This window comes from Streptosporangium sp. NPDC023615 (assembly GCF_040640155.1).
GTDB lineage: Bacteria > Actinomycetota > Actinomycetes > Streptosporangiales > Streptosporangiaceae > Streptosporangium.
Window position 1 is genome coordinate 117,773 of the sequence record NZ_JBFABE010000011.1, and the last position, 11,755, is coordinate 129,527.

The 11,755-nt window shown below is 71.8% G+C and carries 10 protein-coding genes; all 10 read right to left on the minus strand.

Annotation, left to right across the window (positions count from 1 at the left end; all coding sequences use genetic code 11):
- Positions 1 to 2: 2 nt before the first annotated feature.
- The 10 genes from AB0G16_RS11755 to AB0G16_RS11800 all read right to left on the minus strand — a co-directional run bounded on the left by AB0G16_RS11755 (position 3) and on the right by AB0G16_RS11800 (position 11,740).
- Positions 3 to 1,157 carry a hypothetical protein gene (locus AB0G16_RS11755; protein ID WP_362802572.1) on the minus strand — a complete coding sequence of 385 codons (1,155 nt, stop codon included), beginning with the start codon at positions 1,155 to 1,157 and terminating at the stop codon, positions 3 to 5.
- 10 nt (positions 1,158 to 1,167) lie between these two features.
- A complete protein-coding gene (locus tag AB0G16_RS11760) occupies positions 1,168 to 1,866 on the minus strand; it encodes a hypothetical protein (protein ID WP_362802575.1) in 699 nt (232 codons plus the stop codon).
- A gap of 697 nt (positions 1,867 to 2,563) precedes the next feature.
- Positions 2,564 to 3,733, minus strand: coding sequence for an endonuclease/exonuclease/phosphatase family protein (locus AB0G16_RS11765; RefSeq protein WP_362802578.1), 1,170 nt, complete (start codon positions 3,731 to 3,733; stop codon positions 2,564 to 2,566).
- On the minus strand, positions 3,730 to 4,833 hold the full coding sequence (locus AB0G16_RS11770) for a glycosyltransferase family A protein (protein WP_362802581.1): 1,104 nt from the start codon (positions 4,831 to 4,833) through the stop codon (positions 3,730 to 3,732). Before AB0G16_RS11770 ends, AB0G16_RS11765 begins: the two co-directional genes overlap by 4 nt.
- 3 nt (positions 4,834 to 4,836) lie before the next feature.
- On the minus strand, positions 4,837 to 6,273 hold the full coding sequence (locus AB0G16_RS11775; RefSeq protein ID WP_362802584.1) for an endonuclease/exonuclease/phosphatase family protein: 1,437 nt from the start codon (positions 6,271 to 6,273) through the stop codon (positions 4,837 to 4,839).
- Positions 6,270 to 7,448, minus strand: coding sequence for a class I SAM-dependent methyltransferase (locus AB0G16_RS11780; RefSeq protein ID WP_362802587.1), 1,179 nt, complete (start codon positions 7,446 to 7,448; stop codon positions 6,270 to 6,272). The genes AB0G16_RS11775 and AB0G16_RS11780 overlap by 4 nt, the downstream gene beginning before the upstream one ends.
- Complete coding sequence (locus tag AB0G16_RS11785) at positions 7,445 to 8,482, minus strand: hypothetical protein (RefSeq protein ID WP_362802590.1); 1,038 nt, start codon at positions 8,480 to 8,482, stop codon at positions 7,445 to 7,447. Before AB0G16_RS11785 ends, AB0G16_RS11780 begins: the two co-directional genes overlap by 4 nt.
- Positions 8,479 to 9,489, minus strand: a complete 1,011-nt coding sequence (locus tag AB0G16_RS11790) for a glycosyltransferase (protein WP_362802593.1) — start codon at positions 9,487 to 9,489, stop codon at positions 8,479 to 8,481. The genes AB0G16_RS11785 and AB0G16_RS11790 overlap by 4 nt, the downstream gene beginning before the upstream one ends.
- Entirely contained in the window at positions 9,486 to 10,565 is a 1,080-nt protein-coding gene (locus AB0G16_RS11795; RefSeq protein ID WP_362802596.1) for a glycosyltransferase family A protein, read from the minus strand. The genes AB0G16_RS11790 and AB0G16_RS11795 overlap by 4 nt, the downstream gene beginning before the upstream one ends.
- 164 nt (positions 10,566 to 10,729) lie before the next feature.
- Positions 10,730 to 11,740, minus strand: coding sequence for a UbiA prenyltransferase family protein (locus AB0G16_RS11800; RefSeq protein WP_362802599.1), 1,011 nt, complete (start codon positions 11,738 to 11,740; stop codon positions 10,730 to 10,732).
- Between the last annotated feature and the right edge of the window lie 15 nt (positions 11,741 to 11,755).

Genomic DNA, 11,755 nt, shown 5'->3' on the forward strand with positions numbered 1-11,755 from the left:
GACTAGTTCCACCCCAGAAGTACCGGATCAGGCACGATCAAGGCGGCCTGATCTGATTTCATTCCTGGAGGCGGCGGCAGGTCGGCTATCTTGCGCGGTTCGGCCGGACCATTAAGGGGCACCTCGAACAAGGCCACCTGCGTCCCCTGTGTCGACACGAACGCAATCTTCTCACCGTCCGGTGACGCCACGGGGGCGTAGTTGCGCCGATCGGTGTGCGGCAGGATCGCTGGCTTGCTCTCGGTCACTCTCTTCCCGTTGTCGCTGAATGTCATCGTGCTGAATTGGCCACCACCGTCGTAAGCGCACAGGAGAGTGTGACTCGAAAGCCACAGCGCGGGATACGTGCAGGGCACTACGGGCCCGCTCAGCTCCTCGCGCACGACACTGCCGTCAAGACTGCGCCACTCGGCCTGCGGTTGGTCTCTCAGCGCGAGGTACCTGCCGTTGAAATCGCCCTCGATGGCCCGCTGGCCGTCCGGGGACACCAGGGTCGAGTCGGCCTGAGTCCAGCGCGTCAGCCAGAAGCCGGAGGAATGGGGAACAGCCACCCCCGAGGATGATTCGCGAAAGGTGTGCCTGATCGTCGTCTGCCCGTTCTTGAGGTCGCGAGATTTGAGTTGCTTTGTCTCCTCGTCCCTGAACCACAGCTCGCCGGTGGCGGGGTGGAAGAAGGGATCGGTTTCGTTCGTGGCGGAGGAGAAGTCGTCCGTGGCCTGCGGTAACTGAGGCACCACCGCACCGTCGGCCAGCCGCAGGGCCATCACCCGCCTGCCTCCGGTCGCGGGGTCGGCCATGGTGACGGCGAGGTGCCGGAAGTCCCGGTCGAACAACTGGCGCACGAGGGGGCCCGCATACCTGCCGCGGCACCATTCCGTGCCCTTGGCATTTTCCGGAAGCTGCACGGAGGTTTGGGAGGTAATCTTCCCGTCGTTCACCGATATGGCCTGAAGAAGTAACGTGGGCGGTAACTGCCATTCAAGTTGGTAACAGCGCATCGCCAGCACCGTGCCAGGGGCGGCGAAAACGACAGGGGCCGTTGTCGACGGTTTTGCGGGTGGCGCGGCGGTCGATTTCGGCTCCTTCTCCGCTCCGCACCCCGCCGCCAGGGCGCAGGCGGCGATAACGCAAAGGGTGGCTCTGGCCAGATCGCGCATGTGATGGCTCCTAGGAAGTGCATTCTATTTCTTTGAGATGTTCGATCATCATCCAGTGATACTGGGGCTGGTTGCTGGGCGTACGAACGGCACGGAAAAGAATACCCTTCGTCCGTTTGTCGGAATGCTTTTCGTCATAAGTGATGAGTTGCTGCCTGGTCTTCTCTCTGAGAATTCCCGCCTGTGGATCCGGCAGGTGGTAGACGGGAGCCGAGTCGACGATCACGATGGCGCAATGCAGACGTCCCGCGACGGGCATCTGTGCGGGGTTCGGTGCTTGTGTCACCGTCTTCGGGGTCAGTGCGGCGTTGAGGAGCTGACTCACTCCGGCGGCGATCGCCGCGCTGACCGATGCGATGACGAGATGCTGCAGCCAGGGGCGGGCTGGCCGCGGTGATCGCTCCTCGGCCCGTATCCTCGCCCTGGCTCGTCGCGCCTCGCAGACCCGCTGACCCCACTCGCTCCAGTCGCCGCCCAGGTACACGATGATGTCGCGTACGGCAGGGTCTGGCGGGATGCTGCGGCCGGAAAAGAGGTCACCGACAATGGTCTTGCTGCGATGGATATCGTTAGCAATTTTGCGCATGCTGGGTGAATTGGCAGATTTGTGCAGTTCTTCGAGGTTGACATAGAATTGACGAAGAACATAGCTGTAATCGTACTCTTGTCCGGTTTGCACTGTTTGTCCGCTCTCGAAATCGCCGTACACCTGTGATTATGTCGCGATTCCGGCAATGGTGGTGATCGCCGCTGTCCGCGTCCTGTCCGCAACCCGTCCGCGGACGCGACATCCCTTGCCCGCAAGCTCGCCAGGACGTGAATATCGGGGTATGACCACACGCAGCAGAAGCAAAATCCTCTTCGCGGCTATGGCTCTGACACTCATCGCCACAGGGACAACGGCGGCGGAGGCGTCGGCGGCCACAGAAGGGGCATTCATTCCTGGATGTCGCATTTACCGGCCGGACCCGCACATAGTTGCCGACAAGCGAATCAGCGTAAGTTACTACTTCTCATGTAATAACCATAGAATTCGGTATGTAAAGGTCACATTAGTCTTGAGGCGCCACAGGGGCGGACTCCCGGACGCGGTCGAGACGTGGTACCAGTTCGACCGGTTCAAAAACCCCACGCAGGCCGGCATCAACGCGTCACTCCAGACGCCGGGCGCATGCCGGTCCGGCCAGCGATACCACGGAGACATCACCATCAACGTGTCTCTCGCCAGCGTTCAGAGCCGCACCATTTCCCTGCGCGGTCCCTCCATCACCTGCGTACATTGATCGACGCAGTCCGATGACCGCCAGGACGAGGGAGTGGCGCGGGCCGGACTTCCGCTTCGGCAAGACCCCCGAAAGCTACCCAGCGGGCATCCATCTACGTGGAGCTATCCGGTGGATCCAAAGTCATCCGAAGGCCCGAGATCCGTACAGGCCCGAGGGGATCCGGAGGGGCCGGTTCGTGGCGACGGACAGCAGCACGCTCTGCGCGCGGTGGTCGGACATGCCGCGCGGGTCCAGCAGGCCGTAGCGGTGGACCGTGACCTGGGAGGTGAAGGTCCAGTCGAGCTGCCACAGCGCCGGCCCGCCGGCGGGCCAGGAGGCGGGCAGCAGCCGTGAGGACGCGCCGTTGGCGCCGGCGAGCCGCTCGGGCAGCTTCCGCAGGTCGCCCATGGCGTAGGTGGTGTTGAAGTCGCCGGTCACGACGACCGGGTTGCGGTTGGCGTCGAGGTCGGCCCGCAGGCCCCGGAACTGCGCCCCGCGAGCGGCGTCGCGGGCCCGCAGGGCGACGTGGAACTCCGGCGTCAGCGGGTTCTCGTCCAGCATGTACTGGGTGGGGATGTGCACGTTGTAGACCGACAGGACGGACGCGCCGATCCGCAGGTCGGTGCGGAGCACCTTGGCCAGGTCGAACGTCGCCCGCCACGGCGCGGCCGGGCCCAGCGCCCTGGCCGGCCCCACCCGCGCGGTGGCCGTGACGGGGAAGCGCGAGAGCGTGACGAGCTCGCCGTCCACGGCCAGGTGGTACCCGGGGAACTCCCGGCGCAGCCGGGCCAGGTCGTCGACCCGCAGCGGCGTGTCACCGGTCCAGTTGAGGTACTCCTGCAGCGCGTAGACGTCGGCGTCGTGGGATCGGAGGAAGGCGTAGAAGCGGCCCGGGTCGTCGTGCTGGTGCCAGTACTCGGTGTTCCACGACAGCACGCGGAGCGCCCCCGCCGGTACGGGGCGGTCGCCGCGGACCGCCCCGCCGGGGTTGAGCCCGCTCTGACCGGCGCCGAGGACGAGCGAGGCGACCGTCAGGGCCGCGTACCACCGCCGTGCCCGGCCCGCGAGCGGCGTCCCGGCCAGCAGCAGGAGCGGCACCGCGAGGTAGACCAGCGGCGGCACCAGGTCCGGCAGCAGCCACAGCCAGAACCGGCCGGACAGCAGGTGGTGCAGGACGACGAACAGCAGCCAGGCCGCCGCCGCGCCGAGGAGCAGCCGGATCATCGCTCCGAGGGGCGGCCGACGGGGCGCACCGTCCCCGGACGCGGCCCGGCCCGTGTCCTCGGGGGCGGGGAACGTGGTGTCCCTCACGGTGCCGGTTCCCTCCCTGAGGTGGTGCCCGCCGTCTCCGCGCCGAGGACCCCGCCGGGCCGGACCGGCGCACGCGGCACGTCCGGCCCGGGCGGCCCCGGCACGTCGTAGATCGCGCGGAACCTCCCGGACAGCAGCCACTGCGCCACGCCGGTGATCACACCGCCCATGATGGCGAGGTTCACCAGGAAGTGCACGCCGACGAAGAACACGCCGAACAGCGGGCAGCGACGGGAGAACACGAACCGGTACATGCCCGCGTCGCAGGCGATCGAGACGGCCACCGCCAGCATCGGCACGGCGAGCGCGACGGGACCGTACACCAGGGGCAGCGGCAGGGTCGCGACCGCGAGCCCCGCCGCCACGGAGGCCCACGCCCGGGACGCGGTCTCGTACCCGCGGGCGAACCGCCGACTGCGGGCGTACAGGGGGACGCGGAACCGGCCTCGGTGGAACAGCTTGCGCAGCAGCGCCCCGAGCTCGCGGTCGTGGCCCATCCGGCCGCGCACCGCGGAGGTGATCACGATGGTGCGGCGGAGGCCCAGCCGCCGCCCGTAGTCGACCTCCTCGGTGTAGCGCAGCCTCGGGTCGAACGGCCCGGTCTCGGCGAAGACGTCCGCGCGGATCGCGAACATCGCCGACCACAGGAAGGAGACCTCGCCCTCCGAGCCGATCGACCAGTGGTGGTGCTGGAGCGCGCGGTAGTCCTCGATCCGGGTGGAGCGCAGCAGCGGTTCGGGGTCCTCGATCCCGCAGACCGCCCCCAGGCCCGGGTCGGCCTCCAGGCGCTCCACCGCGGTGGCCACGGCGTTGGGCGCAAGCGCCACGTCGGAGTCGACGAAGAACAGGATCTCGCCGGACGCGTGGGCGGCGCCGGTGTTGCGGGCCACGGCGGCGCCGCCGTTCACCGGGGTCCGCAACACGGTCACCCCCGCGGACTCGGCGATCCGCACGGAGTCGTCGGTGCTGCAGTCGTCCACGACCAGCACCTCCAGGGGGGAGTACGTCTGCTCCCGCAGGGCCGCGAGACACAGCGGCAGGAACCGCGCGTGGTTGTGGTTGGGAACGATGACGGTGACCGGTGGACGGTCCGCTTGCATGGCTCATCCCGCTTTCTGGCTCTGGTCGTGGTCGTGGTCGGGGCGCCGGTCCGGCGCCGGGTGCGGGGAGGGCGCGGCGGCCGGGGAGACGACCGTCTCCTGGAGGTGGTGGGTGGACATCCCCTCGGGCGAGCGCAGGTCGTAGCGGTGTACGCGCATGTCGTGCGAGGTGAGGGTCCAGTCCATCCGCCACAGCCGCAGTCCCGCGAAGGTGAGCGTCGCCGGGTAGGGCGACCGGCCGGCGCGCGCCGCGTCCGCCAGGTGTCCCAGCCGCCTCGCGTGCCCCGTGCCGGGGAGCATGTTGAAGTTGCCCGAGACGAGCAGCGGGTGCGGGTTGCGGCCGATGTCGGCGGCGAGCTCGTCGAGCTGGACGCGGCGCTCGGCGTCCAGCACCGCGATGGACCGGTAGAACTCCCTGCTCAGCGGGCTGGAGTCGAGGTAGAGCATGTCGTACAGGTGCACGTTGTACAGCGAGACGAGGCGCCCGCCCACGCGCAGGTCGGTGCGGAGGGCCGCGTGCCTCCACGAGGGCGCCAGCGGGTTCGGGCGCGTTCCCAGGACGGCCCGTCCCGCCACGGGAAGACGCGAGATCGTCAGCAGGCCGTCGGCGGTCACCACGTGGTGGCCGGGGAACTCGCGCCGCAGCAGGTCGCCGTCGTGGATCGGCAGCGGCGCCCCCGGCCCGCACCCCGAGTACTCCTGGAGGAGGTAGACGTCGGCGCGGAACCGCTTGAGGTAGGCGAGGAAACGGCCGGGGTCGTCGGTGGTGTTCCAGCAGTAGGTGTCCCAGGAGACGACGTGGAGCGCGTCCGCGGGGACGGGCCCGGCCGCCTCCAGCCAGACCCGGGGGGCGCGCGGGTTCAGCCCGGAGCCGTCCAGGCCGAGGACGAGGGCGGTCGCGGTGAGCAGGACCGTCCAGCGCCGCGCGGCCCGGCCGAGCCGGACGCGGCACGCCGCGAGCAGCGCGACGACGGCGAGCAGCGCGACCGGCAGCAGCGCGAACAGCAGGGGGGGCACCATCAGGTCGGGGACGGTCCACACCCAGGTCCGGCCGGTGAACGACCGGCGCAGCACCACCAGCGTCACCTGGGCCACCGCCAGGCTGACCAGCACCCGCTCCAGGCGTGAGAGGCGGGTACGGGACAGCAGCAGCAGGGGCACCGCGCCGAGCACCAGCAGCGGTCCGGCGCAGAAGACCAGCAGCGGCACCGCCCCGCCCCACCACCAGAACCCGCCCGTCGACCAGTTGACCAGGGCGGACACCGGCCACGCCAGGGCGAGCCCGAGCGCGGCCCACGTCACCGGGCGCCGGGCGCGCGCCCTCCACCCCGCCGGGCGGCGGACGGGGAGTCCCGGCGGGGCGGTGTGGCCGACGGGCCTCGGGGCGGTGGGTCCCGGGCCTGCGGGGTCGACGCGGGTCCGGTCGGGAAGGCCGGTCATGCCGCGGGGCCTCCCGTCCCCTCCGTGGCGGGCCCGCCGGTGGAGGCCGTCCTCTCGTCCGACGATCCGGCCGGACGGTCGCGGATCCGCATCCAGAACGACGCCGGGCGGTAGGACTCGGTGAGCGACAGGCGGCGCCAGAGCGGTTCCACCAGGGCGCGCAGCCGCTCGTCGCCGTCGACGAACGCGTTCGGCAGCTCGACGTCGAACCGGGCGGGGTCGGCCAGCAGGAAGGCCGCCAGCAGGTACTGCTCGGAGTAGTGCCGCCAGCGCCACTCGGGCGGGTAGTCGCGGGGCAGCAGGATGTCGTGCAGCTGGACCAGGACGCCCGGACGCAGCAGCGGCAGGACCTCGAAGAAGAAGACGGTCACGTCCGACCCCATGAAGACGCGGTGCGAGCCGTCCAGGAAGACGACGTCACCGGCCTGGAGGTCGGCGAAGAACCGCGGGTCGACGCGCTCCAGGGGGCGGCGCACCACCGTGTCGCACAACGCGTCGACGTTCGCGCGCGGCGCCGGGTCGATCGAGGTGACGTGGGTGCGCAGGCCGTGGTCGCCGATCGCGCGGCGGGCGAACTTCGTGGAGTTGCCCGAGCCGATCTCGACGTACCGGCGGGGTGCGGTCCGGGCGAGCGTGCCGTACAGCGCGAGCGCGTCCAGCGGCGGCAGCCAGCCGTTGTCCCAGTACGGCACCGTGCCGTCCGGCCGGTCCCGTACGGGGATGGCGGCGAGGTGCTCGTCCAGGGCGAGGAAGCCGGTGAGCCGGTCGGCGTAGTGGTCGCGTCCCCGCTCCAGCAGCGCCGCGATCCGCGGGTGGTCCGGCCTGCCGTAGCCGAAGCGCGGCTCGGGGTGGACGGGGTGATCGATGAAGATCGGCCGCCGCAGGCCGAAGGCGGACAGGAGCGTGCCGTGCAACGCCGGGTGCCGTTCGAGCCACCCGAAGGGGCGGTCGGCGAAGGGCAGGGCGGCGAGTGCCCGCAGCAGGGCGCCGGTCACCCGCCCGGCGGGGAACTGGCGGACCAGGTGACGGATCTGCTCACGACCGGGGGCGGGCGTGAGCGGGGCGGGGTCGAGCGGGGCGGGACCGGACGGAAGGGAGCCGAGCGGGGCCGGGTCGAGCGGCGTCGAGGTCAGCGAGGCGGAGATGGGCGGGGCGGAGCCGTTGTGCGAGGTCATGACGAGGGGAGTCCTTCTGTCCGCTGGTCGGTGGGACCCGTCCGCCGGTCACCGGCGGGCGGGACGGGACGAGGGGTGAGCCGACCGGTCAGCGCGAGCCAGCCCAGGACGACGGCGGTCGAGATCACGTCGCCCACGGTGATCAGCACCCGGCTCAGCGCCACCAGGGTGACCAGACCGGGACCGGTCAGCAGGGTGGCGACCGTGAGCCCGAGGACGGCCTCGCGCGGGCCCAGCCCCGACGGCATCACCAGGGTGACGACCCCGGCCACGGTGGAGAGCGCGAAACCGCCGATCCCCACCGTCAGCGCCCCGGCCGGTGGCGCGCCGAGCGCGACCGCGAGCACCGTGACGTGCAGGCCGCTGATCAGCCAGCCGACCGTCATCAGCCCGGTCACCGCGAACAGGGTGCGCCGTGCGGGCAGTGCCGGAGCCTCCCCGCCCCGGCGCAGGACCCGCTGGGCCACGCCCAGCAGCCTCTCCAGCAGCCGGGGGGCCGCCAGCGGAACCGACGCGGCGGCCAGCACGGGCAGCAGCGCCCACCAGACCGCGTCGGCCGCCACCAGCCAGGGCAGGGCGACCAGTCCGACCGCGAGCCCGGCGATCACCGCCAGCCCCTGCGTGGCCACGAAGGCCCCGGCCAGCCGGGCCGGGGGCTCGCCGAGCGGCCGGGCCATCGCGGCGTGCGCCACCGCCGGCCAGACGCCGCCCGGCAGGTAGCGCGTGAGCCCTGCCAGGAAGAACACCCGGATCGCCGTCGGCAGGGGCAGGCGGGTGCCCAGCCCGGCCAGCAGCATGCGCCAGCCGAAGAACCCGGGCACCCCGCCGACGGCCGTCAGCGCCATGGCGAGCAGGGCGTCGCCCCAGGCGACCAGCCGCAGGCTGTCGCCCAGGCCGTGGCGGACCCGCCACAACTGGTAGCCCAGGAACCCGAGCACCAGCAGGTAGGCGATCATCCGCAGGCCCGCGAACACCCGCCTCGCGACCGTGCGGTCCCCGTCCCGCCGGGTCCCGTCACGGACCTGGGCCGTCACGCGGGCGCCTTGGCGTACATCCGGCGGAACGAGCGCGAGGTGAGCCACTGCAGGATGCCGACCCCCGCGCCGGCCGCGATCGTCAGGTTGACCAGGAAGTGCATGCCGACGAAGAACACCCCGAAACCGGGCGTGCGGGTGGCGAACACGAACCGGTACATCCTGCGGTCGATGCCCAGCCAGGTGGCGAACAGCAGGACCGGCAGCGCCGCCGTCCACGCCGAGCCGGTCAGCAGCGGCACCGGCACGGTGACGGCGGCCAGCGCGGCGGCCAGGCTCGCCGCCGACTCCGGCGAGCCCACCACGCCGGGGGCGTACCGGGGCTGGAGGAAGAACGGCACGTGCACGCGGGTGCGGGTGAAGACCTTCCGCAGCGCGACGCGGAGCGTGGCGTCGTCGTCGTGGCGCCCGCGCACGGCCGAGGTGAGCAGCACCGTGTACCGCTCGGCGAGCCGTTCGCCCACGTCGGTGCCCTCCGACTGGGTCAGCTCGGCCGTCCACGGGCCGACCTCGGCCCACACGGCGGCGGGGAAGGCGATGATGGCGACCGGCAGGAAACCCTTGATCGGCCCCTCGGAGACCAGGTACCAGTAGTGGCGGTAGAGGGTGCGGTACTCCTTGACCAGGCTGTCGCGCCGCAGCGGGACCGGCTCGTAGTTGCCGCAGACCGCGCCGATGCCGGGGTCGGACCGCAGCAGCTCCACGGCCTGGGCCACCGCGTCGGGGGCGAGCGCCACGTCGGAGTCGAGGAAGAACAGCACCTCGCCCCGGGCGTGCGCCACGCCCAGGTTGCGCGCGACGCACACCCCGCTGTTGCGCGGCGTGCTGAGCACCCGCACCCCCATCGACTCGGCGACCCGCACGGAGTCGTCGGTGCTGCAGTCGTCCACGTAGATGATCTCGATGGGGGAGTACGTCTGCTCCTGGACGGAGCGCAGGCAGAGCGCGAGCACGTCCGCGTAGTTGTAGTTGGGGACGATGACGGAGACGAGCGGTGCCGAGGTCATGCCTCACCGGCCTTTCCAGTGGTTCGACGAGCGCGGAGGTCGGGACGTACGGGGTCGGGACGTGCGGGGGCGGGGAGCGGGGGGCGGGGCGCGCGGGATCGAGGGGCCGCGCGCCGGGACGGCCCGAACGAGGAGTCGAGCGCGGCGCGCACCACCCCCGTGGCGGCGCCCGCGAGCAGCGCCGCGTGGGTGAGGAGGTGCACCCCGGTGAAGAAGGCGAGGAACGCCGGGCCCCGCTCGCGCAGCACGAACCGCGACAGCCCGGGGTCGGAGACCGCGAACAGCGCCGGGCAGGCCACGGCCAGGGGAAGCGCGGGCCGCCAGGCCAGGCCCAGGGGCACGGCCGTCATGGTCAGCGCCGTGGCCAGCAGACCCGGCGTCCGGGTGATCTTCAAGGCGTCCCGCCGCAGCCGGTTGCGCGCCGAGAAGCGCATCAGTTGCGCGCGCCGGTACTGCTCGGCGAGCAGCGGCAGGAGCCGGTCCGCCTCGTCGTGACGGCCGGTGACCTCGGCGGAGATCCGGATGCCGTACCGGGCCAGCAGGCGTTCGCTGTACTCGTCGTCCTCGGCGCAGCGGAGGTTCTCGTCGAACGGCCCCGTCTCCTCGAAGGCCGCCCGGGGGACGGCGGCCATGGCGAAGACCGCCGTGGCCGTCGGCCCGGCCGCCCGGCTGAGGACGTGGTGCAGGTGCAGCGTCCGGTAGGTCTCCACCGGTCCGTCGTCGATGAGCGGTTCCTTGCCGTAGACGCCGTACACGCACCCGCATCCGGGGTTCCCGGCGAGCAGCCGCACCGCGCCGGCCACCGCGCCGGGGTCCAGGCCGACGTCGGAGTCGAGGAAGAACAGGATCTCGCCGCGGCTCGCGGCCGCCCCGGTGTTGCGGGCCGCGGACACGCCCCGGTTGCGGGGGTGCTCCAGGAGCCGGCAGGGGAACTCGCCCGCGATCGACCGGGAGCGGTCGGTGCTGGCGTCGTCGACGACGACGACCTCCAGGTGGGGGTACGTCTGCGCCAGCACCGAGGCCAGGCAGGCCCGCAGGGTCTTGGCCGCGTTGTGAACCGGGACGATGACCGACACCAGGGGGGACGGCCCCCGGGACGAGGGCGGTGAGGGCGGGGGGGACGGGGGAGGTGGGGGTGGTGGGGACATGCGCGTCGCCTTTCACGGGGACTCACGGGGATCCGCAGGGATGCACGAGGATTCGCGGGGTTTCACGGGGACCCGCAGGGATTCACAGGACCTCACGGCAGGATCGTTCCGGCCAGCGCGGGATGGCGGGCCAGCACGAACGTCACGCTGAGCACCACCGCCAGCGCCAGCGCCGTGACGGCCAGGGCGCGGTCGCGCAGCACCCCCCGCACCGGATCGCCGCCGCCGCCCTCGACGAGCACCACCTGCAGGTAGCGGAACAGGCCGAAGAGCACGAACGGTGTGGCCAGCACCATCGCGGGCCGTCCGTAGGGGCCGAGCGGGGACTCGGTGCACAGGTACATCAGCCCGGCGACCACGGTCAGCGCGCAGGTGAGCTGGAGCATCTGGTCGGCCAGCCCCACCGAGTAGCCGCGCAGCGCGGGCCGGTGCGCGACGCCGGGCCCCAGCAGCTCCTGGCGGCGCTTGCCGACGACCAGCATCAGCGCCACCGAGAACACCGTGACCAGCAGCCACTCCGAGGCCGGTTCCCCGATGGCCGCGTACCCCTGCACCAGGCGCAGCACGAAGCCCAGCGCCACCGCGCACACGTCGATCAACGGGACGTGCTTGAGCACCCGGCTGTAGGCGACGTTCAGCGCCAGGTAGGCCAGCACCGGCCAGTACGGCCGGCCGGGGCCGGAACCGATCACCGCGCCGAGCAGCACGAGCAGCGCGGCGCAGTACAGGTACGCCGCCACGACCGGTACCCGCCCGGCGGCGATCGGCCGCCGGCACTTGACCGGGTGCAGCCGGTCACGGTGCCGGTCGGCGATGTCGTTGCCGACGTACACGCAGGCCCCGGCCAGGACGAACCCGGCCACGGCCCAGGCCACCGCGCCGAGCGCGGCGAGGCTCCAGACGCCCGCGTCGGCGAGCGCGACGGGCACGAGCAGGATGCTCTTGGCCGAGTGCAGGGGACGTACCAGGGCCAGCAGGTCCGCGGGCAGCCCGCGCAGGGCCCGCGCCGTGCCGCCCGGAACCGGCTCGGGCGGCTCCGGTGGCCGCGCCGTCCCCCGGGACCCGGGAGGGTCGACGGAGTCGGGAGGGTCGATGACACGCATGTGAACCTCCGGCCG